General features: G+C 50.5%; 23 protein-coding genes and 1 pseudogene. 17 read left to right on the plus strand and 7 right to left on the minus strand.

The window, feature by feature from the left end; genetic code table 11:
* Positions 1-55: 55 nt before the first annotated feature.
* Positions 56-304 (minus strand): hypothetical protein, encoded by a 249-nt coding sequence (locus tag NSU01_RS10400; protein WP_039300213.1) that lies wholly within the window; start codon positions 302-304, stop codon positions 56-58.
* 236 nt (positions 305-540) lie between these two features.
* On the opposite strand from NSU01_RS10400, the gene NSU01_RS10405 reads away from it, so the two are divergent.
* The 3 genes from NSU01_RS10405 (at position 541) to NSU01_RS10415 (ending at position 4,986) form a co-directional block, all read left to right on the plus strand.
* Entirely contained in the window at positions 541-1,389 is an 849-nt protein-coding gene (locus NSU01_RS10405) for a PRD domain-containing protein (RefSeq protein WP_042135285.1), read from the plus strand.
* Between the two features lie 225 nt (positions 1,390-1,614).
* Positions 1,615-3,477, plus strand: a complete 1,863-nt coding sequence (locus tag NSU01_RS10410) for a beta-glucoside-specific PTS transporter subunit IIABC (protein WP_076242706.1) — start codon at positions 1,615-1,617, stop codon at positions 3,475-3,477.
* 51 nt (positions 3,478-3,528) lie between these two features.
* A complete protein-coding gene (locus NSU01_RS10415; protein WP_039300205.1) occupies positions 3,529-4,986 on the plus strand; it encodes a 6-phospho-beta-glucosidase in 1,458 nt (485 codons plus the stop codon).
* A gap of 83 nt (positions 4,987-5,069) precedes the next feature.
* Here NSU01_RS10415 and NSU01_RS10420 read toward each other — a convergent pair whose 3' ends face one another.
* Positions 5,070-6,110, minus strand: coding sequence for an HD-GYP domain-containing protein (locus NSU01_RS10420; protein WP_042135288.1), 1,041 nt, complete (start codon positions 6,108-6,110; stop codon positions 5,070-5,072).
* A gap of 66 nt (positions 6,111-6,176) precedes the next feature.
* Entirely contained in the window at positions 6,177-6,902 is a 726-nt protein-coding gene (locus NSU01_RS10425) for a molybdenum cofactor biosynthesis protein MoaE (RefSeq protein WP_076242707.1), read from the minus strand.
* 152 nt (positions 6,903-7,054) lie between these two features.
* Here NSU01_RS10425 and NSU01_RS10430 point away from each other — a divergent pair, with 152 nt between their 5' ends.
* From NSU01_RS10430 to NSU01_RS10485, 12 genes and pseudogenes are all read left to right on the plus strand, one after another.
* The gene (locus NSU01_RS10430) at positions 7,055-8,494 is read left to right on the plus strand and encodes a bifunctional UDP-sugar hydrolase/5'-nucleotidase (protein ID WP_076242708.1); all 1,440 of its coding nucleotides are present in this window, start codon (positions 7,055-7,057) and stop codon (positions 8,492-8,494) included.
* A 74-nt stretch (positions 8,495-8,568) separates the two neighbouring features.
* Positions 8,569-9,396, plus strand: a complete 828-nt coding sequence (locus NSU01_RS10435) for an undecaprenyl-diphosphate phosphatase (RefSeq protein ID WP_042135294.1) — start codon at positions 8,569-8,571, stop codon at positions 9,394-9,396.
* Between the two features lie 151 nt (positions 9,397-9,547).
* Positions 9,548-10,651: an HD-GYP domain-containing protein gene (locus NSU01_RS10440; protein WP_042135295.1), complete on the plus strand. Its 1,104-nt coding sequence runs from the start codon at positions 9,548-9,550 to the stop codon at positions 10,649-10,651.
* Between the two features lie 209 nt (positions 10,652-10,860).
* Complete coding sequence (gene yfkAB / locus NSU01_RS10445; protein ID WP_076242709.1) at positions 10,861-12,003, plus strand: radical SAM/CxCxxxxC motif protein YfkAB; 1,143 nt, start codon at positions 10,861-10,863, stop codon at positions 12,001-12,003.
* A 12-nt stretch (positions 12,004-12,015) separates the two neighbouring features.
* Positions 12,016-13,380, plus strand: coding sequence for a hemolysin family protein (locus NSU01_RS10450; RefSeq protein ID WP_144025973.1), 1,365 nt, complete (start codon positions 12,016-12,018; stop codon positions 13,378-13,380).
* A gap of 69 nt (positions 13,381-13,449) precedes the next feature.
* Positions 13,450-13,710, plus strand: a pseudogene (locus tag NSU01_RS10455) (DUF1989 domain-containing protein); the annotation flags it as partial.
* Between the two features lie 451 nt (positions 13,711-14,161).
* On the plus strand, positions 14,162-14,446 hold the full coding sequence (locus NSU01_RS10460) for a metalloregulator ArsR/SmtB family transcription factor (protein ID WP_042135303.1): 285 nt from the start codon (positions 14,162-14,164) through the stop codon (positions 14,444-14,446).
* Between the two features lie 99 nt (positions 14,447-14,545).
* Positions 14,546-15,964: a hypothetical protein gene (locus NSU01_RS10465; RefSeq protein WP_076242710.1), complete on the plus strand. Its 1,419-nt coding sequence runs from the start codon at positions 14,546-14,548 to the stop codon at positions 15,962-15,964.
* Positions 15,965-16,347: 383 nt separating this feature from the next.
* Entirely contained in the window at positions 16,348-16,563 is a 216-nt protein-coding gene (locus NSU01_RS10470) for a spore coat associated protein CotJA (RefSeq protein WP_042135306.1), read from the plus strand.
* A gap of 3 nt (positions 16,564-16,566) precedes the next feature.
* Entirely contained in the window at positions 16,567-16,833 is a 267-nt protein-coding gene (locus NSU01_RS10475) for a spore coat protein CotJB (RefSeq protein ID WP_076242711.1), read from the plus strand.
* A gap of 47 nt (positions 16,834-16,880) precedes the next feature.
* A complete protein-coding gene (locus tag NSU01_RS10480) occupies positions 16,881-17,450 on the plus strand; it encodes a manganese catalase family protein (protein ID WP_039306375.1) in 570 nt (189 codons plus the stop codon).
* A 377-nt stretch (positions 17,451-17,827) separates the two neighbouring features.
* Complete coding sequence (locus NSU01_RS10485; protein ID WP_076242712.1) at positions 17,828-18,646, plus strand: protein kinase; 819 nt, start codon at positions 17,828-17,830, stop codon at positions 18,644-18,646.
* 78 nt (positions 18,647-18,724) lie between these two features.
* On the opposite strand, the gene NSU01_RS10490 is transcribed toward NSU01_RS10485, so the two are convergent.
* From NSU01_RS10490 to NSU01_RS10500, 3 genes are all read right to left on the minus strand, one after another.
* Positions 18,725-18,937 carry a hypothetical protein gene (locus tag NSU01_RS10490; RefSeq protein WP_076242713.1) on the minus strand — a complete coding sequence of 71 codons (213 nt, stop codon included), beginning with the start codon at positions 18,935-18,937 and terminating at the stop codon, positions 18,725-18,727.
* 167 nt (positions 18,938-19,104) lie between these two features.
* Complete coding sequence (locus NSU01_RS10495) at positions 19,105-19,866, minus strand: SDR family NAD(P)-dependent oxidoreductase (protein ID WP_076242714.1); 762 nt, start codon at positions 19,864-19,866, stop codon at positions 19,105-19,107.
* A 17-nt stretch (positions 19,867-19,883) separates the two neighbouring features.
* Complete coding sequence (locus tag NSU01_RS10500) at positions 19,884-20,249, minus strand: MerR family transcriptional regulator (protein WP_076242715.1); 366 nt, start codon at positions 20,247-20,249, stop codon at positions 19,884-19,886.
* Positions 20,250-20,435: 186 nt separating this feature from the next.
* On the opposite strand from NSU01_RS10500, the gene NSU01_RS10505 reads away from it, so the two are divergent.
* Positions 20,436-21,041 (plus strand): DUF1349 domain-containing protein, encoded by a 606-nt coding sequence (locus tag NSU01_RS10505; RefSeq protein ID WP_042135319.1) that lies wholly within the window; start codon positions 20,436-20,438, stop codon positions 21,039-21,041.
* 37 nt (positions 21,042-21,078) lie between these two features.
* On the opposite strand, the gene NSU01_RS10510 is transcribed toward NSU01_RS10505, so the two are convergent.
* Complete coding sequence (locus tag NSU01_RS10510) at positions 21,079-21,627, minus strand: hypothetical protein (RefSeq protein ID WP_042135321.1); 549 nt, start codon at positions 21,625-21,627, stop codon at positions 21,079-21,081.
* 118 nt (positions 21,628-21,745) lie between these two features.
* Here NSU01_RS10510 and NSU01_RS10515 point away from each other — a divergent pair, with 118 nt between their 5' ends.
* Entirely contained in the window at positions 21,746-22,345 is a 600-nt protein-coding gene (locus NSU01_RS10515) for a TetR family transcriptional regulator C-terminal domain-containing protein (RefSeq protein ID WP_076242854.1), read from the plus strand.
* Positions 22,346-22,476 lie beyond the last annotated feature (131 nt).

A 22,476-nucleotide genomic window follows, 5' to 3' on the forward strand; every position in this document is an offset into this window, starting at 1 on the left:
CCCTCCCCGGCACACTTTAATTAGCAGGGAGGGCTGCTGTTATTTTTATAGAAATTCACCCTTGCCGCTTGGCGGCTCTGCCGGTTACCCGGACCTCCAGCATCTGTGCACTGATCTCCTGCTGCCACTGAGAGTCTTTCGTATGTGCCGCCAGCATGGCTTCATTATTCAGCCGGGCCATTTCCCAGCAGTACACCGTGTTGACATGAAGGCAGTGCTGCTGCTCGTCACGTTCCGCTGCGGCCAGCGGCCGCTTCAGACTAAGAGTATACAGCTCCGCAAGGCGCTGATGAACTGCAAGCATAGGTTATCTCCTCCAAATGATCTTTTGCTATCAGCCTAGCCTTGGAGGCCGGGATTCAAACCGGGGAAAATAAAGTTCTTGAAATCGCTTTTTTTTATGCTACAATAACAGTAATACAGGATTGTGACCGGTAACGCGGGCAATGCCTAAGCTGATGCGAGTATCATTTTCTTAATGATATTGGGATCAACTTAGGCTTTTTTTGTACAAACTATATGGCGGGAGGTGAGATAGAGATGATTATCGAGAAGGTACTGAACAACAATGTACTTCTGACCAAGAATCAGAAAGGCAAGGAAGTCATTGTCATGGGCAGAGGGATTTCCTTCAACAAGGTGGCAGGGGATTATGTGGATCCGGCTAAGGTGGACAAGATTTTCCTGCTCAATGAGAACGAATTCACGGCACGGCTGACGGAGCTGCTGAATGATATTCCAGTGGTGCATCTGGAGCTGGCCAATGAGATCGTGATGTATGCGAACGGGGTGCTGGGCACAGAGCTGAGTGATAACCTGTACCTGACGCTGACGGACCACATTCATTTTGCGCTGCAGCGTTTCGATAAGGGAATCATGCTGAAGAACGCGATGCTGTTCGAAATCAAACGCTTTTATAAGAAGGAATATGAGATCGGGCTGGATGCCCTTAAGATTATCGAGCAGGCAACGGGCCTAGCGCTTGGTGAAGATGAAGCCGGTTTTATTGCCTTGCATCTGGTGAATGCCAGAATGGATGGCGGCAATGAGATGAGATCAACCGTCAAGATGACGGAAATCGTGCAGAATATTCTGAATATTGTTACCTATCACTACAAGCTGGTGCTTGATGAGACTTCGCTGAATTACTCGCGGTTCCTGACGCATCTGCAGTATTTCTCCATGCGGATCCTGAAGAAGGAGACCAATAACAGCGGCGAGGAGTTTCTGTATAACCAGGTGAGGCAGACTTATGTCAAGGCCTTCGAATGTGCAAGCAAGATCAATGAGTATCTGGAGAAATCCCATGGCCAGAGCTTAAGCAAGGATGAATATGTCTATCTGACCATTCACATCCAGCGGGTGACGGACCGTAACAGTCTGGAATAACACATTCCCTAAGCGAACCCTCTAACTTCATATTTTCCATCTTACAGGGTGTAACTGGTAATGCAGGCAAAACCTGAACTGATGGCAAAACTAGCGTTTTTTGACGCCCTTTTGCCCTGAGTTCAGGTTTTTCTTGTTTGCAGGGGGGGATAATAGAACTTGCTGGCACAACCCGCCTCTGCAGCGATGTTTAATCAATCGAGAAATATAAAGGAGCATACCCAAGTGAGCAATAAAGACTTATCCAAACAGATTATTACACTCGTTGGCGGAGAAGGTAATGTGAATTCCGTATTCCATTGTGCAACGCGCCTGAGATTCAAATTGAAGGATAACAGCAAGGCCAATAAAGCAGCGCTTGAAAAAACGCCGGGAGTCATTACCGTGGTGGAGAACAGCGGCCAGTTCCAGGTCGTCATCGGCAATAATGTCAGCCAGGTGTTTGAACAGATTATGAAGGAAACCTCTTTGCAGGATGCAGAGAAAAGCGGTAATGACGACAGCTCCGAAAGTACCAGTGTACTCGGCAAAGCGGTTGATATTATTTCAAGCATCTTCTCTCCGATTCTCGGGGCGCTCGCCGGCGCAGGGATTCTCAAGGGCCTGCTGGCTCTGATTCTCTCGCTGGAATGGATCAGCGGTACCAGCGGTACGTATCTGATTCTCAATGCAGCGTCGGACAGCGTGTTCTACTTCCTGCCTGTGTTCCTGGCAGTTACAGCGGCGCGTAAATTCAAAGCCAATCAATTTGTCTCCATAGCTGTAGCCGGGGCGCTGATATACCCTTCGGTAATTGCTGCTGTGGGTTCGCCGGACCCGCTGAACTTCCTGGGGATCAAGATTGTGCTGATTAACTATTCCTCCAGTGTAATTCCGATCATTCTGGCGGTATGGGTACAATCCTATGTGGAGAAATGGTTCCGTTCGTTCATTCATGAATCGGTCCGAAATATTCTGGTTCCCATGTTCGCGCTCCTAATTGTAATTCCGCTTACGTTCCTGGCCTTCGGACCTGTAGGCTCACTGATCAGTGACGGTTTGGCTTCCGGTTATACCTGGTTGTACAATCTTAGTCCTTTGGTTGCCGGAGCTATTGCCGGGGCATTCTGGCAGGTATTCGTGATCTTCGGCGTGCATTGGGGCTTTGTGCCGATCATGCTCAGCAACATTGCTACGCTGGGGTATGATACGATGCTGCCAATACTCTGCGCAGCAGTTCTGTCTCAGGCCGGTGCAGTATTCGGCGTATTCCTGAAATCCAGGAACCCGCAGCTCAAAGCTCTGGCCGGTTCTTCCACACTGGCAGCCATCTTCGGGATTACTGAACCGACAATCTACGGGGTTACCCTGAAGCTCAAGAAACCGTTCATCTATGCCTGTATCTCCGGTGCGATCGGCGGGGCGATTATTGCACAAGGCGGCGCAAGAGCACTGTCCTTCTCCTTGCCGGGACTGCTGGCCTTGCCGACTTATTTCGGAACCGGATTCATCTGGGTAATCATCGGCATACTTGTAGCCTTCGTACTCGCTGCTATTCTGGTATTTGTGCTTGGGTTTGATGACCCGGCAGCCGATACAGCAGCTTCTGTTAACTCAAGCGGACCGGTTAACCCAACTACGCCAACTATGATTGACAAAGAAATGGTGGTAAGTCCTCTGGCAGGAGCGCTGCAGCCGCTCGAAAGTCTGCCCGATGAAGCTTTTGCTTCCGGCGCAATGGGTAAAGGCATTGTCATCGAGCCGTCCTCCGGAAAGCTGACTTCCCCGGTGAACGGAACGGTAACCACGGTATTCCCGACAGGGCATGCGATTGGCATTACTTCGGATGGCGGCGCAGAGCTGTTGATCCATGTAGGAGTCAACACGGTGAAGTTGAAAGGGAAACATTTTGACAAAAAGGTACAAGAGGGAGATAAGGTCGTGCAGGGTCAGCTATTACTGGAATTTGACCTGGAAGCTATCCGTGCGGCAGGCTTTGTAACAGCGACTCCGGTCATTGTCACCAACTCGGCAGAATACCTCGATGTTCTGAAGAATACCGGAAGCGAAGTAACAAACGGCGAAGCTTTGCTAACCCTAATACACTAGAGCCCGTGCTCCAATGAGCAGGTACTTACGACTTATAAAAAGGAGATACACATGACTAATTTCAAACAGAAATTTCCGGATAACTTCCTGTGGGGCGGGGCTACGGCCGCGAACCAGCTGGAAGGCGCTTTTGATCAGGGCGGCAAAGGCCTGTCCAGTGCGGATATGGTAGCCTACGTGCCCAAAGCAGAGCGTAGCAATGATCATGCCATCGAAATCAGCTCCGAGCGGATCGCGCAAATTCTGTCCGGCGAATTCAACGCACGTTTCCCGAAACGAGAAGGGGTCGACTTCTACCACCGCTACAAAGAGGACATCGCTTTATTTGCGGAAATGGGCTTCAAGGTGTTCCGTCTGTCGATCAACTGGGCCCGAATCTATCCGAATGGCGATGATGCCCAGCCGAATGAGGCCGGTCTTAAATTCTACGACGATGTATTCGATGAGCTGCATAAATACGGGATAGAGCCGCTGGTTACCCTGGCGCATTACGAAACCCCGCTCGGTCTGACGCAGAAATACAACGGCTGGGCCTCCCGCGAACTTGTGGGCTGCTTCACCCGCTATGCCGAAACGGTGTTCCGGCGTTATAAGGATAAAGTGAAATACTGGATCACCTTCAATGAGATCAACATGATGACCCTTAGCCCGTTCACCGGCGGCGGTGTTGTCATTGACCGTGCCGGGAATAAGCTGCAGACGATATACCAGGCCCTGCATCACCAGTTCATTGCGAGCTCGCTGGCTACCAAGCTGGTGCATGAGATTATCCCCGGTTCCCGGATGGGCTGTATGCTGGCGCGGATGGAGAGCTATGCGGCTACCTGTAATCCCGAGGATGTGCGGCTGAACCAGCATGAGAATCAGCTGAACCTGTACTTTACCGATGTCCATGCACGCGGCGAATATCCGAAATATATGGACCGTTATTTTGCAGAGCACAATATTGAACTTCACAAAGAGCCGGGCGATGATGAGCTTCTGAAGCAGTACACGGTGGATTATGTGGCATTCAGCTACTATATGACCCTCACGCTGTCAGTTAGTCCTGAAGGAGAGCGGGCGCAGGGTAATCTGTTCGGCGGGATAAGAAATCCTTATCTCAAAGCCTCGGAATGGGGCTGGCAGATCGACCCGACCGGGCTGCGGATTATGCTGAACACGATGTATGACCGTTACCAGAAACCGCTGTTTATCGTTGAAAATGGGCTTGGGGCGTATGACAAGGTTGAGCCGGACGGCTCCATCCATGACAGCTACCGCATCGATTATCTAAGACAGCATATTGCCCAGATGAAGGAAGCCATTATGGACGGTGTGGAACTGATCGGCTATACAAGCTGGGGACCGATTGACCTGGTGAGTATGTCTACTTCGGAAATGTCGAAGCGCTATGGCTTCATCTACGTGGATCTGGACGATGACGGTAACGGGACGTTGGACCGTTCGAAGAAAGACTCTTTCTATTGGTACAAAAAGGTCATCGCCAGCAATGGTGAAGAGCTATAGCCTGCGTTAAAAGAAAAGGAGATTCGCTGACCCGTATCCGGGTTCAGGAATCTCCTTTTTGCATGAATGTATATGTAGCCGGCCTATTCCATATAGATCTCTATGACCGCAATTTTGCGTTCGCGCGACAGATCAAGGAATTTGCCTTCGCTCTGCACGAGCGGCCGGAAGACATCCAGCGGGTTGTTCATAATAATTACCCCCATATCTCCGGTGCTGAGCAATACGCGTTTGCCGATAAAATTAGGCATTAGATGCTGAATGAAGGCTTGTACCGGTTTGCCGTTCAGCTTGCCGAAGCTGAGCGAGTTGATCTCGCGCAGTACGGAAATCAGCTCCTGCTTGGACTGGTAGACCCGGTGGGAGGTCATGGCGCTGTATATATCGGCGACCGCTGCAATCTGGGCATAAGGATGAATATCGTTCTTGGTAAGCTGGTGCGGATACCCGGAGCCGTCTTCACGTTCATGATGCTGCAAGGCGACTAAAGCTGTGAAAGGATCATTCATGGAATTCTGAATGATTTCGTGCCCGTAAACTGTATGTAGTTTGATTTCGTCGAATTCGGCAGCGGTCAGCTTGCCGGGTTTGTTCAGAATATCAGGGGAGATCCGGCATTTGCCGATATCGATCAGGTATCCTGCACGGCCGATCTCATAACACTCCGCCTTGGAATATCCCAGCCAGGAGGCAATATAATAAGATAGCATCCCTACCTGCAGGGAATGGTTGTAGGTATAATTGTCTTCCCGGTCAAGCAGCAGAAGGAGTGAGACGACATCTTTGTGTTTGTCGAGCGTGGATAACGTCGGCTGGAGAATATCGTCTACAACGGACTGATTGAAGCTTCCCTTAGTGAGTGCTTCCATATATAGAGATTCAAAACCATCGATCATGATGTCGAAGCTGCCGGAAGCAGCCTGGATGATTGAGGATCTGCTTGAGGGTGCGGGTTCTTCCTGCACCGTTTCAATATCTACATAATCTACGCCATGCTGTATCAGCTTGGCGATCTCCTCCAACTGGAGCCGTGATCCTTTGGGGAGTACATGCAGCCCGCGTGAGCTGAAGGTATCCATCCGCAGATGATCACCCGGTTTTAGATCCATGACGTGTACTCTCAATGAATATGCCACCTTACTATAGCGATTTTTTCCAGCATAGCAACAAAGTCGGGAATATTCAATGGTTTAGGAGTACTGTTTATAGCTGGAGGATTCTTCAGCCTGGGGATCTTTCCCGAGCCACTGTGAGCCTGAATCCCGGATATCCTTTTTCCATACGGGGACTGAGGCTTTAAGCGCCTCAATGGCGTAACGGCTGGCCTTATAACAGGTATCGCGATGCGGTGCGGACACTGCAATGACAACACTGGCTTCTTTGATCCCTACGAGCCCGATCCGGTGTGCAATTGCGCAGTGAGCCTGCCAGCGTTCTTGAATCTCGAGGCCTATCTCCTGCAGCTTCTTCAGTGCCATCGGCACGTAAGCTTCATAATGAAGGGCGTTTGTCTGCTGATCTCCAGTCATCTCCCTGGTCGTGCCGACAAAGAGGAGTGAGGCTCCGTGGTTAACATCCTGTACCTTCTCCAGGAGCAGCTCAGCCTTCAAGGGCTGATCCGTAATGCTGAACAGGCCGTCTGCTGTCTCATCAGCGGCAGCTTCAGGTTCTCCGCCGGATACGGGCGGGATCAATGCCACCTCGGAGCTTTCGGCAATCTCTGTATCATCTGGGGCATATTCCCGGTCAACGGCAACCAGGGATACATTGATCTGCGGAGCAGCATCGGGATACGAAGCGGAGAGCAGTTCTTTCAGTTTGCCGGCTGTCAAAGGCGACTCATGGGCATGAAATGTCAGAGTAGAGGAGCCGATGACTTCGGCCAGACCCGCAAACAGTCGAATGGACACATGCATGATTAAATCACCTCGTAATTACATAAGTTAGGACAGCTTATAATGATTACAATATACCATAATGAGCCTGAAAATGTTATGCTAACTCTAGAAGAGCACAAGCCTGCCGCTTACACTATAAACGGCTGTACAAGTGGGAGGGAAGCAAGTTTATGAAGCCTGAGCCGCAAAGATTAACCATTCTTCATACCAATGACATACATAGCCATTTTGAAATGATGAGTCCTGTCGCGGCAGAGATTTCTGCAATGAAGGCTGCTGCAGGCGAAGGTCCGGTGCTGCTGCTGGATATCGGCGACCATATGGACAGGGCTGCCGTAGAGACGGAAGGCACGATGGGGCAGGCTAACATCGATATTATTAATCTGACCGGATATGATGCCGTAACTATCGGCAACAACGAAGGCCTTACCTTCTCACAGGAGATGCTCTCGGCTATATTTACCGGCATCCAGTGTCCTGTGGTGTGCTGCAACTTCCTGGAGTCTGCAACCGGAGAGCCTCCGCATTGGATGCAGCGCCATGCCATCCTGGAGAAGGACGGGATCAAGATCGGGCTGACTGGTGCCACGGCAGCGTTCACTTCTTTCTACTCCCTGCTGGGCTGGGATGTGCTGGACCCTGAAGAAGCGCTGCGTGAGCAGTGTGAACTGCTGGCACCGCAAGTGGATATCCTAATTATTCTGTCTCATCTGGGGCTGCCCGCAGACCAGAAGCTGGCAGAGAATCTGGAAGGTGTACATGCCATTCTGGGCGGACATACCCACCACATGCTTGAGAAGCCGCAGATGATAGGCGGCACGGCTGTATGCGGCGCCGGCAAATTCGGCCGGTACCTCGGACGGCTGGTATTTGAGCGGGATCAGCCTGACGGAGCCTTCCGGCTGGCTGAAGGGGAATGTACCGCAGTCAATGGCGCGCTGACTGAAGAGATCATCGCTCCGGCTGCAGCAATTCACCTGCAGCGCGGCCGTGAGGTGCTGCTGGAGACCGTTGCCATCAGCGACCGCGGGCTGCCGCTCGACCTGCAGGGCGAATCACCGTTTGGCAACCTGCTGGCACAGGCTGTCCGCCGCTTCACGGGCAGCTCCTTCTCGCTTGTCAATTCCGGGCAGCTGCTCGGCTCCCTGCCGGAGGGCAATATTACGGCAGGCATGCTGCATGCCCTATGCCCTTCCCCGATTAATCCGTGCATTGTACAGCTCACCGGCAAGGATATCCGCACTGCGCTGGAACAGAGTCTAATGGAGGAATACCGCAACAAGGTAATCTACGGCTACGGATTCCGGGGGAATATGCTGGGCAGTCTGGCTGTCGACGGATTAAAAATCTTGTACGATCCAAGGGTCATGCCGTATGATAACGGTATTGCGATTTTTGTCGGCGGAGAGAAGCTGGAAGACGAACGGGAGTATAGCGTCGGCACGCTGGATATGTTTACATTCCGCACAGGGTATGAGAGTATAGCGAATGGCCGGGAGCCTGTATATTTGCTGCCCCATTTTCTGCGCGATCTGCTGCGGATGGAGCTCCAGCGCCCGGGGAGTCTCGATGAGAGCGAAGTTGCCCGCTGGGTGAGCCTGGCCACCTGATACATCCCGTAATTCATTCAAACATTAGAAGTCATAGCTGCACCAGGTTTCATTGACTAGATCAGGAGGATTATATGGATACAATTACAGCAATAATTCTGGCAATTGTAGAAGGAATAACCGAGTTTATTCCGGTATCATCAACGGGACACATGATTCTTACCACGAAGCTGCTGGGGTTTGACGAGCAGGATTCCATTATGAAGACGTATGAGATTGTCATTCAGCTTGGGGCCATTCTGGCCATTGCCATTGTCTACCGCCAGCGGATTCTGAATCTCCTGGGGATCGGCCGCAGCGGCAGAAGCAGAGGCGGAGTCATGCCGGCATCACGCCTGAACCTGATTCATGTGCTGCTGGGTATAGTGCCTGCGCTCGCCGTAGCTTTTTTCGCCCGTGATTTCATCAAAAGCCTGTTCGGCGCATCTACGGTTCTCTGGGCACTGGTGGCCGGCGGGATTCTGATGATCATCGCGGAATGGGTCAACAAACGCAAGATTCGCGTGACCGCGCATGAGCTGGATGATCTGTCCTACGGGCAGGCGCTGGCGATCGGGCTCTATCAGATCATTTCCGTACTCTGGCCAGGGTTCTCCCGTTCCGGTTCGACCATCTCCGGGGGGATGCTCAGCGGGGTCAGCTACAAGGCTTCGGCGGATTTCTCCTTCCTCATCGCGATTCCGATTATGTGTGCAGCCTCGGGCTATGAACTGCTGGATTCCTACCGCAATTTCACGAATGATACGATCTGGTATTTCGCTATTGGCTTCGTGATTTCTTTCGTGGTGTCCTATGTGGTAGTTGTTCTGTTCATGAGGATGATCCAGAAGATCAGACCGACCCATTTCGCGATTTACCGGTTCATACTTGCGGCTGTCTTCTGGCTGTTCATTATGCGTTAAGCTCACCCGGCTTAGCATCACCGGGCAAGAGAGGCAGTCTTACATACATCCGCTTGTCCGGTCGCTCAAGGTAACGGTATAGGCACAGCGTTTGACCCAAGGATTCCGAAACAGAATAGCAATTTACCGTTAAAGGCAGGAGTGAGCCAAGGTGCGTTTAGTATCCGTGAATCGGCTTCAGGCGGGAATGAAGCTGGGTAAAAAAATTTATAATGATGAAGGACTGGTTCTGCTCGCTGATGGAGTAGAGCTTACTGATGCCCTGATCAAGCGGCTCGCTAGGATCGATATCGGCTATATCTATATAGAGGATTCCGTCACGGAAGATGTCGTGATTCCCGGAATGCTGCAGGATGAGACGCGAAATCAGGCGCTCAAGGTAATCAGAAATCAATTTCAGCAAATGTCCGGCGCTTCGGGAATTACCAAGGGCTTCTACCACCTGGATAAGAAATTCTCCAAAGTGATGGATTCCATACTGGACGATATGTCGGCTCAGGAAGATCCGATGATTATGCTGCTGGATATGCACACCGCAGACAACTATCTGTATGTGCATTCCCTGAACGTATGCCTCTACACACTGGTGCTTGGCATTGCCCATGGCTACAGCAAGGAAGAACTGCGGGTCATCGGACTCGGTTCGCTGCTGCATGACATCGGCAAGACACAGATTCCGGTCAAAATTGTTCAGAAGCCCGGGATGCTTAGTGAAGATGAATTCAAGCATATGCAGGCGCATACCGAGATCGGTTACCGGATTCTTAAGGAAGAGCCGAATATCCCGCTGCTCGCGGCCCATTGTGCACTGCAGCATCATGAGCGGATCGACGGTTCCGGCTATCCGCGCGGTCTGACTGGTCCGCAGATTCATGAATATGCGAAGTGGCTGGGTGTGGCGGATTCCTATGATGCGATGACCTCCAACCGGATATACAAAAAAGCCATGCTGCCGCATCAGGCGGTCGAGGCGCTGTACGTCGGCTCCGGCACGCTGTATGAGCAGAAGCAGCTGGAGATTTTCAGAGACCGTGTGGCGATCTATCCTCTGGGGCTTACCGTCAAGCTTAGCACCGGCGAGAGCGGTGTTGTGGTCAAGATTGATCCCAGCATACCGCACAGACCCGTTGTACGTGTGCTTAACGGCCCGGAAGGGGAACCGGTCACCCCTTATGAGCATGATCTTGGCAAAGCCCTCTCTGTGGTCATTGTTGATGTGACTGACGGGGGAGAGCTTATAGTGAAGAGCACTTGATTAGCGTTGTTAGCAGCGAGGAAAGAATACAGGTGTCCGCTTGGCTGCGGAGCTGTATTCTCAGCCTTGCTGTTTTTTTGAAATTAAAGCAAATAGGCGGCAGATGCGCAGTTTTTCGCTTGTCGTGGTATGATATAGCGTAAGTTATCGTTCTTTTTCAATTGTTTTGGGTTAATAATAAGGAATAAGCATTAAAGGAGCATTAAGAAATGAGTATATTAGAGCCATCATCATCATCAATACCTGTACAAGAGCTGTCGCCGGAGTACGATCCCTGGGATCCGATTACCTCTCTTCGCCAGCACGGGCGGCATGTGCTGACCAGCGTAGAGATGACGGTGACCAATCTGTGCAACATGCGCTGTGAGCACTGCGCAGTTGGAGACAGCCTGACTATGAAAGAAGGGGAGCTGCTGCCGCTCACCAATATGCTGCGCCGTCTGGAAGAGGTTGAGCATCTGCAGACCATCAGCATCACCGGCGGGGAGCCGATGTTCCGTGCCGGAACGGTGGAGAATACCATCGTGCCGCTGCTGAAATATGCACGTGAGCGGGGGATCCGTTCTCAGATCAACTCGAATCTTACCATGCCGTATTCCCGTTATGAGCAGCTGCTTCCATACCTGGATGTCATGCATATCTCTTTCAACTATGTTAACGGGGATGACTTCCATGAGGTGGGCTTCGCGAACAGCGGGCATCCGGTCTCGAAGGAAGCCGCCTACCGTCTGTATGACACCATGCTGGAGAATTCCCGCCGGCTTAGCAATGACGGTATGCTTATCTCGGCGGAGTCGATGATTAATTACCGTACGCATACCAAGCTCCCGCAGATCCACAAGCTGATCGGGGAGATGGGGGCAAGACGCCATGAGGTGCATCCGATGTATGCCTCCAGCTTCGCTTCGAAGCTGCCCGTATTGTCACTCCAAGAGATGAATGCAGCCATTCATTCCCTGCTGGATGCCCGGGACCCTGAGATGTGGATGCTGTTCGGCACGCTGCCGTTCTTCGCCTGCAGCTTCCTCGAGGAAGACCAGCAGCTGCTGCGCAGACTGCGCAGTGAGAAGAATGTTACTCTGCGCAATGACCCGGACGGAAGAAACCGGGTGAACGTAAATTTATTTACGGGCGATGTATTCGTAACAGATTTCGCCGATATTTCCGCATTTGGCAATATCAGCAGCACCAGGCTGGATGACATTTTCACCGAGTGGCAGACTAAGCATCCGCTGAATCAGAAAGTGAATTGCTACTGCGATGCCGCCGGCTGCTGCGGGCCCAACCTTCTGGTAGCCGATATGTATTATCCTGAGGTTGATTTCAAGACAAGAAAAGCGATCACTCTGTAGAAATGGGGCGTTATTATAGTGCATACGGAATTTGACATAGGAAGCTTAGTGCTTAATCTTTTGCTCGTTCTGGTGCTCGTATTATTGAATGGGATCTTCGTTGCGGCGGAGTTCTCGCTGGTAAAGGTCAGACAGTCACGTCTGACCCAGCTGGTCAGCGAAGGCAACAAAATGGCCGGGTATGCGCTGAAGGTCAATAAAAGACTGGATTCGTATCTGTCTGCCACCCAGTTCGGGATTACGCTCGCCTCGTTGGGACTCGGCTGGGTCGGAGAACCGGCGATCTCTGAGCTGCTGGTGGAACCGCTGATGTATCAGCTTGGCGTATCGGATCAGACCCTGATCTCTACGGTATCTGTGATTATCGGGTTCTCGATTATTACCTTCTTACATATTGTGCTGGGTGAGCTTGCACCGAAGTCCCTGGCGATTCAAAAAACTGAAGGCTCAGCGCTGCTGCTGTCCGCTCCGCTGATGTTCTTCTATAATGTGTTCCTGCCCTTCATCTGGGTGCTGAATGCGTCAGCTAATGCGCTGCTGAGGCTGGTTGGTGTTGAACCGGCCAGTGAAGCCGAAGCTGCCCACTCTGAAGAGGAGATCCGTATCCTGATGAATCAGAGTGCGAAAAGCGGGGTTATCGACAAGGATGAGATGAAGCTGATGGACAACATCTTCGAATTCTCCGATCTGCTGGCCCGTGAAGTGATGCTCCCGCGTACGGATATGGATGTACTGTACAGCAATCTCCCGCTGGAGGAGAATATGCGGATCATTACGGAAACGAAGCATTCCCGGTATCCGGTAGCCTTCGAGGATAAGGACCGGATTATCGGCTTCATCCATATTACAGATCTTCTCTTCGCACCGCTAGAGCAGCAGAATGACCTGGCTTCACTGGTCCGGCCGATTCTGAATGTTCCGGAATCGATGGAGATCAGCCATGCGCTCCGTCTGATGCAGAAGAACAAAGCCCAGCTGACCCTGGTCGTAGACGAATATGGCGGGACGGCGGGGCTGCTGACCGCCGAAGAGATTCTGGAAGAGATCGTCGGCGATCTGCATGACGAATTCGAGGATGAACGCCCGAGTGTGGAGTATAGCGGAGAATATATTTCCGTTGAAGGCCGCATGCTGATCGAAGACGTGAATGATCTTACTGGCGTCATCATCGAGGATGAAGAAGTGGATTCGATTGGCGGCTGGCTGTTCAAGGAGCTGGAGGGGAATCCGTCCAAAGGCAAACAGGTGGTGGTCGGCGACGTCACCTTTGAGGTAGAGGAGTCCACCCGGCTGCGGATTACCCGGATTAATATTCACCGGGCGAATCCGCCGGAGTCCGCAGAGGATGCAGAAGATACGGAAGAAGATAAAGAGTAAGCAGGGCAATTGCTGAAATGAAGCAGTTAAAATGTAACAGGGTACACTTGCGAACCCCGCTATTACGAAATGCTGGAGCTTGCCAAACATCCGGAAGGCCACCGTTATGCAAAAAGAGACCTGTCTCCGAACATTAACTTTTTCATGAATGTACCTGTAACGCCTGAGGGCGGGTTAACGTTTGAGGATGGCGTATCGGGACCAGGATGTTATGTGGAGCTCCAATCCAGCTGCCATTCCATGGTGCTGATCAGCAATTGCCCTCAATTGAACAATCCATGCAACGCCTATAATCCTACGCCGGTCCAAGTGCTTATTTGGAACGAATAGAGCAGCTGGATTATATTGCATACGTTAACGAATACATTTGGCAGCCAGTCTAAGGACGGGCTGCTTTTTGGCGTGACCGGTAAAGAACTTCAATTTCAAAAAATTAGTACATCAGGGCTGGCTACATTTTCTAGAGAGTGCCCTTCACCTTACGCACCGCTATCCACATAGACAGGAAGGATCTGTTTTAAGTGAATAATGTTAGCGTTGGCGAGCAGGACAAGCAGGACCATGATCATAATAATCGGTCCTAGGAATTCGCTGCAGCGGACAATCCCTTCGATCGATCCCGCATAAATAACTTATGTAATTAACAGGACCATCAGCAGAATAATTGGTTTTATAGGCGTTTCTGGAAGGGGATAAATATAGAGACCTTGACATTTGTTACATGCATCGTTAATATATCGATATATATAAATGTATTAATATATGGAAAGGGGGGCCTGCTATGAAGCTTGACGACAACACGCTAAAAAATGCGGTAAAAATATATAAAGCCCTCGGGGAGCCTACGCGATTGAAAATAGTTGCTCTGCTCAGCAAGCATGAGGAACTCAGCTGTTCCGGGATCGGGGAGCATTTGAACTTTCCGGGTTCAACTCTTTCCCATCATTTGAAGCAACTGCAGGAGTGCGGCCTGCTTGAACTGGTAAGAAAAGAAGGAACCTATCATATCTATAAGCTAAACCAAGCAACACTTAAAAATTATATTTCAGCAGAGTTTGAAATGTAATTTTTTTTGCTCAATAGATCGATATATTTAAATGTATTAAAGGAGGGATATCCGAGTAACCGTCCGCTTCATCTTATATCACTTTGGAGGTGTTCAAATATGTCAAGCTATACCTTAACAGCAGACAATAAGAAAATTACGTGGGGAACTTCTGTTGAGATTGCTCCGTTACTCCGTGCCAAACCTTCTATTCTTACAGTGCAGGAGGATGGGAGCGTAGATTGGCGTCTTGCCGAGGGAGTATATGTAGCCAAGGATATTGTAAGAGAACTGGATATTTTATTGGAAGCTGTGCTGCTTAGACTTGGTGAAGCGGCGGATCACAGGCTGCTGCTGGATAATCTGCAGGCTAATCTGGCGATTGAGGGCAGAGAAGCGGATTTGCCGCTGGGTCAGCTGGAACTTACAGGAAAAGCCGGAGTTGAAGTGACCCGCCAAGCCAGACAGATTGGGGAAAAGCTGTCCCTTTGGGCCCGCGAATATAATGTGGAGAAGTCAGCTGCCAGACAGCATGACCCTCAAACGCTGGGAAATGTGTATTTCCGAAGCCATTGCGAGAACCATCTTTGGACGCACAGAGTAGCGGATTTATTGATGGGTCCGGCTGGAGGACCTGTTGTTATGCAGATGTTCAATGAATATTTGCACCAGTTCATTCTCCTAAGAGATGCGCTGCTTCCTTTCGAGAATTGGGAAGAGGTTCCGATTGAGATCAGGCAGGGGGCAGGCAGCGACAGAGGAGTAAGATTTATTGAACAACCGCGTGCCAAGTTCCTCACGGCAATTATGAGCAAGAAAATCACGCACAAAGCGTTGGTTGAATACGCACAAGGCTGGTTAAGCCCAGAATTATCCGCTGTGGGATACGGGTTCCAATACCGGCTGGGGACGATTCTTCCGGCGAGTCTGAACGGACATCCGGGAACTGCCCCGGGCTATCTTCTTCAGTGGTATCCCGTATGGACGGTTTTGGCGGATGCTGCAGGTGCAGCTGTGCCTGTTGCTTTCCGCTACGGGGAAGAGGAGTATTTTGCGGCACCGCGAAGCCAGGTCCTTGAGGGGGAAGCATGGAATCTGGCTCAGCCTGATCCACAGCAATTGCAGCATGTTACCGAAGCACGTATCGTCCCGGTTACGGTTCAAGATCGTGTACTCCTTAACTATGATTTGGAGCTGGATGGGGTTACCTATCGGGTGGACCTGGGTCAAATCTTCAGAGGGCATCGCTTTATGTACCGGCCGAACGGTCAGGTTGAACCCGGGCTGCCAGCAAGCCCCGCAGAATATGCGGATATTACCGGACACCGTCCAGCAGATATTCTCGGCTTGCCGGGGCTGGTCACGGATAAGGAAGGCATCCATGTGATCTCCGCCGGAGGAAATCCGCTTGTGCTGTGGGCCTTGCTCGGGAAAATATACCCAGAGAATGTTGTTGTGTTAGACAGCCTTTCCGATCACGGGCTCCGGTCTGCCCAAAGTGCGGGAAAAGGATTTGGACCTAAATTTTTTGTCTTTTAGGAAATTCTGGACAGTGAAAAGTTCTTGTCGGCGGCTGCAGAAAGCGTAAGGTCAGATTTATCGAAAATGAACAAGACAATTTTGTTATGCCGTCAGACGGGGCTTTGAGTTGAGGGATTCACATAACTACATATTATCCGTATTCTTTTACCGAGCTCTGTCCATGACTAAAACAGACGCAGAGGAAAATAAAGATAAGCGAGAGAATCGTCGAAATAGCGGCTATATTTTAACGGGAACATAAAGAAGCCATAACAGGGCTGCTTGATGTTCCCTTTTTTGCGAAGGGGTTCTATTCCTCTCTGGAGCCGTCATAAATTAGTTAGGAAGGTGAGATCTGGAATAATAAAGGTATACCATTAATCTATAAGGAGGAATGATCATTGAACTCCCAGGAGCGTGTATGGACGCCGTACAGGGGACCGTTTGATCCTTGTCCGCCGGTGCCGTTCAAGACGTATGTAGTACCGCCGAACCAATTCATTAATTTTCAGCCCCCGAATCTGCCGCAGTTCTCCCTGCCGGAAGCGCTGAAGTACGGAACGCTGTGGCCCGCGCTGTTCAGCCCGTATGAGTCCAAGTCCAAAGGAGGGAAGTAGGCGATGGAAGCTAATCCTTGCGAACCCCGTTATTATGAAATGCTGGAACAACTGCAGGTGCTCGATTTCGCACTTGTTGAGCTGAACCTGTACCTGGACACCCACACGGAGGATCTGAAGGCCATAGAGCAGTTCAATCAGTTGACCTTCGAACGCACCAAGCTGGCGAACCAGTTTCAGGAGCTTTACGGACCCCTGCAGAATTTCGGGCGCGCCTACTCAAAGTGTCCATGGGAATGGAGCCAGAGCCCTTGGCCGTGGCAAGTCTGAACCGTAGGACGGAGAACATAAAAGTCTGAGGAGGGGGAAGCACACGAATGTGGATCTACGAGAAGAAGCTACAATACCCGGTGCGTGTAGGCAAATGCGATGTGCGGATGGCGCGTTACCTGATGGAGCAATACGGCGGTGCGGACGGGGAACTGGCGGCGGCCCTACGTTACATGAATCAGCGCTATGCAATACCGGATAAGGTTATCGGTGTGTTGACCGATATTTCGACCGAGGAATTCGCGCACCTGGAAATGATTGCTACAATGATATATAAATTGACAAAAGATGCATCGATCAGTGAACTCGAAGCTGCCGGGCTTGGCCCGAACTATGCACAGCGTGACCACGCGCTGTTCTACCAGAATTCAGCAGGGGTCCCCTGGACAGCTGCGTATATCCAGGCCAAAGGTGATCCGCTGGCTGACCTCTACGAGGACATTGCCGCCGAAGAAAAGGCCCGGGCTACATACCAGTGGCTGATCGATATGACGGATGACGTGGATCTGCAGGACAGCCTCAAGTTCCTGCGGGAGCGGGAAATCGTGCATGCGCTAAGATTTAAGGAGTCTGTGCAGATTCTGATTGAGGAACGGGATAAGAAGAAGGTGTTCTGAGGAGCTTAATCCTGCCCTAAATACAACATTTAGCTCATGAATTCGAGCCTAACCGGAAATTGTTGTACAAAAGGCAGGATTTCTGCTTGTCTACGCGGCTATGCGGGATCATTGTTGTATTTCATACATGAATCCTCGCGAACCCTCAGGTATCTTGGAGTCAAAGCTGCAAAACGTACAACATTGTTGATACATAACTAAGGGGCTGTTCCCAAAGCCATGAAATGGGCTGGTTGGACAGCCTCTTTTTCCTGTAGCTAACTCCCTGCTTAAGTGCTGCCTTGCCTCGACTCCGGTGCCAGATACCGTCATCTGTGAGATAATACTGCTACTGATAATCTATCTGGTGCAGGAAGCGGAGAGGGGGCGTAATGGTTATGGCATTTGAACGGTGGCGCGGGTTCATCCGGGCCTGGCGGGATTATCCCTTCCCGGAAGGGGCTGTAATTGGCGGGAATTATACAATAGAGGCATTGCTGGGAGAAGGCAGCTACGGGCTGACGTACCTTACCCGGAGTCCTGAAGACGGGACGCCTCTGGCACTCAAACAGTCCAGACCCAGTAAGAAAGCGGTTGGCCGGGCGATGCTTGCCAGAGAGAGTACAATTCTACGGGTAATGGAGCATCCTAACATTCCGGCTTGCCGTGATTATTTTGAATATAAAGGCTCGAATTGGCTGGTTACCGATTACATTGCGGGGAAGACGCTGGAGGATCTGATCTTTGATGAGCGGATTGTCTACGGTGAGCGGGAGTGTCTGGCCACGACACTGAAGCTGATGGAGCGGGTTGCCCATGTCCATTCTCGCGGATACGTTCACCTGGATCTGCGGATTCCCAATGTGATTCTCCAGAATGAAGACCTGTACTTAATTGATTTCGGATTGGCAGCAAAGATTGGAGAGGCGGATACCGTGCCTGGGCGGCTGAAGCCGAGGGAGAAAGGGCTGCCGGAACATAGGCCACCAGAGATCACCTCGGATTTGTACGATGTAGGACAACTGATGCTGTTCATGCTGTATTCCGGTTATAAGCCTGTACGGGGAGGGGCGGAGCGGAGCTGGCGGGAAGAGCTGGAGCTGTCGTCTGGAATGCTGCAGATTCTGTCCCGCCTGCTTGGAGAGCAGGAGACCTATCCGGACACGGCTGTGTTTATCCGTGAGGCCGGAGAATTGTATAAGAGTCTGCTGCGTTGATATCTGTTCAAAAAAAGGCGCCCTCAGCCAAATGCTGGGAGGCGCCTTATGAATCTGTAGGAAGTAATCAAGCTGACATCAGCTTGAACTGCCGTAACGGTTCTTATAGTATTTATGTCCGGTTCCTCCGCGGCGGGCATCTGAAGAGGAATGCCGCTTGTATCCGTGGCTGCTGCTTGAATGCCTTCTGGATACTGGCCTCCCTTTGTTGCTGCTCGAATGCCTGCGGTATCCGCTATGTTTGGACTGCTCTACGGAGTGCAGGACTTTACCAAGAATTTTCTTAAACATCTTGTTTCCTCCTCTAAGGTTGTAGTAGCCATTGCGGTGCGGCTTTAATCGTTAGTTACCCTTAACTACGGCCTCCGTACCCGGCAGGTTTCAATAAAAAAAGATAAACCCCGTCCATTTGCGGCGGGGTTGTTTGTATACCAAGCGTAATGAGCGCGATGATTATGTTATTCAATATAACTCTTCATTGCCTGATACATATTGACCGCGTATTCATCGATCTTATCCCGCGACATGCGCAGCCGGTCCACTGAAGTGCCATAGCCGATTTCCTGCAGTCCCTCCGCTAATCCCTGGAAGATTCCATCCGTGAACGCATCTAACGGTTCGCCGTGCACATGCAGCCCGCTTCCGCCGAGATCCGTATTTACTGCCGGAGGTGCAATCTCGATCACTTCTACAGAGGTATCAGAGAGCTGGAGTCTCAGGCTCATCGTGAAGGAATGGAGCGCCGCCTTCGTCGCTGAATAGATCGGGCCAATGGCAAACGGTGTGAAGGCCAGGCCGGAGGTGACGTTGAGGATAGCCGCCGCTTCCCGTGCTGCGAATAATGGAGCGAATAGCATAGCCAGATGAAGAGGGGCTTCAAGGTTAGTTGTGATTTCTTGATTGAAATAAGCCCAGTTGTTTCTCGCATCTGCTTTGAGTACATTGAAGCGCTGCTGGGTCCCGGCATTGTTCACTAACACATTCACTTCGGGATAGTTCGCAGTTACCCAGTCGAACAAGGCGGTACGCTCGGATTCTATATTCAAATCACTTACACGGGTAATCAGGCCGGGGAACTTGTCCTTGGCATCCTGTAGGACCTGTTCACGCCGTCCAGTAATGATGACTGTATTTCCGCCGCTGATGAAGCGTTCGGCAAAAGCGAGACCGATTCCCGAGCCTCCGCCAGTAATAAGGATTGTGTTTCCTGTAAGTTTCATTTTAGAACCTCTTCTCATTATTTTGATAAATAATTTGTATAACGGGCAATTTTCTTGTCGATGCCCTGCAAGGATTCTGTCATGAGTGCAATTTCCGCCAGCACAGCCTGCTTGTGCTCCTGAAACATTTTAAGCCGGAGTTCAGTCGTGCTCTCCCCTTCTAATATCCAGTCCACATATTGCCTGATACTGCTGATGGGCATATGCGTATTTTTCAGATAAATAATGATCTTAAGGAAAGCAATACGATTCTCCGAGAATATCCGCCTCCCGGCTTCATCACGCTCCATCTGTGGCAATAAACCCTTTTTCTCATAATAACGGATCGTTGATTCCGGAATCCCTAACTGGGCTGCAGCTTCGCTAATGGAAACATATTTCATCTGGAGACCTCCATGGGGTTGTTTACTTGTCGACAGGAATAGGATACGACTTAAACCATGGTTTAAGTCAACACAATTATTTTCATACTGCCGAAATATAGTTTTGAGATGAATTACCATTTTTGCTATAGTAAGAGAATGCGTTTGCAATAAATAAGAATTATCCAAAAATGGGAGGAATAATGAATGACATTAGCGGATTTCAATACTTACAAGTGGATGAATGAGGGGAACATCAGGTTTGAGGATGATGCTATTATATTAGAAGCCACTGCTAACAGCGACTTTTTCTGCAACAACGGTGCTATTGCCGAAGAAGGGCTTACCCCTGAGAGTCTGACGAATGCACCCTTCTTCTATACAGAAGTGTCCGGCGATTTCGTGCTGCGGGTGAAGGTTAGTCATGACTTCCGGGATACCTACGATTCCTCTTCCATTATGGTGATGCAGGACCTGACGGTCTGGGCCAAAGCCTGCTTTGAGCTGACAGATTTCGATACCCACGCTGTAGTCAGTGTAGTGACGAACCAGACCTCGGATGATGCGAATGGCTGTAATATCAATGGCAATGAGGTATGGCTGCAGGCTGCCAGATCCGGTAATGCCTTCGCTTTTCATTATTCGACAGATGGTGTAAGGTTTGATATGATGCGCTTCTTTAACCTACCGGTGGGAGAAACGATCAAAGTAGGATTATTGGCACAAGCCCCTACAGGCGAAGGCGGAGAGCGAATCTACCGGAATTTCACACTGGAGAACCGGACGGTCAAAAATATAAGAGCGGGTGAATAAGCCGTGAATAAGCTGTAACGAAGGTCTGGAAAATGTTTCAGCGTGCGCTGCCCTTTATCTGTCTGGGCCAGATGAAATAGGTAACGGTGATGATCAAGTCAATGCCGACTACAACGGACCATACCGTCAGAATGCTTAACAGCGCTTCCGTGCGGGCGGGATCGTCAATCCAGACGATGAGTCCATATAGAATGCCTGCGGCGAGCGCAAAAGAGAGCAGATGCTTCACCCAGCCTTTGAAATAATGGCGGGCATGCTCCATACCGTACCGTTTGACCGGCTGTGCCCCTTGCCTGGTGACATAGTAGCGGAAGCGTTCGTCGGCCCAGGCGATCATGCTTTTGCCGAACACGATGGATACTGAGATATACACAGCCGCAAGCGCATGCGCTGTCGTAGCGGAAGCTCCCCCGGCCAGATCAACACCGGAGATGATTAACAGAATAATATCCAGCACCGGAGTCAGCGCCAGAAAAATCAGGCCCAGCGTGTTGCGCTTGAAAATATAACGTGCCGTGAAACCGGCAAGAATGACCACCCAGAATAATACTTCGCACGTAACAATTGCCCATGCTACCAGATTCATAAAGCACCTCTTGTCAGGATTATTTGTGGTAATAACGGAAGTATAGCAGCGAAATTTAAACAATACAACCGTATTGTTTAAATTGTGTTTCGTATTCTGCTTATGCTACAATATGGGCATGCCAAAAATAGTAGATCATTCAGAGCGAAAATCTAATATTGCAGAAGCGACCTGGCGTGTCATTATTCATCAGGGAATCAAAGGGGCAACTGTGCGTAATATTGCTGCTGAGGCGGGTGTGTCTCTGGGAGCGCTGCGCCATTATTTCTCCACCCAGCATGAATTGCTGGTGTTTGCCATGAATCTGGTGAAGGAACGGGTCACTGCACGGATCGTGGACATCATGCAGACAGACCTTCCACCCAGGGAACAGGTTGCCAGGGTGCTGCTGGAGCTGCTTCCTACGGATGACGGCAGCATGGCGGAAATGGAGGTATGGTTCGCGTTTATCTTCCATCTCAAGTCCGCCGGGGAACATAACGATGAGCGTCATGACGCTATCTATCCCCTGGTCATCCAGCTGATTGATTATCTGGACCAGCATGAGCTGCTCCGGCAGGAGCTGGATAAGGACAGTGAAGCTGAGCGGCTGTATGCCGTGGTCGACGGACTGGCCCTGCACGCCATGCTGGAGCCTGAACGGCTGAATTCACAGCGGATGATCCGGGTGCTGAACGTTCATCTGGATTCTATTTGTAACAGCGGAGAGGCACAGTGATTTGCTATATTGCTAGAGTTATGTTATAAAAAGTAGTGTATATTTTTCGGGTTGTTACTGTTAAATCAGGCAAAACCGCTACCTTATCAAAGGTGTGGTTTTGCCTTTTCTTGTTTATTCTGCAGTAATAG

It is taken from the genome of Paenibacillus sp. FSL H8-0259 (assembly GCF_037963255.1).
GTDB classification, from domain to species: Bacteria; Bacillota; Bacilli; order Paenibacillales; family Paenibacillaceae; genus Paenibacillus_AQ; species Paenibacillus_AQ phytohabitans.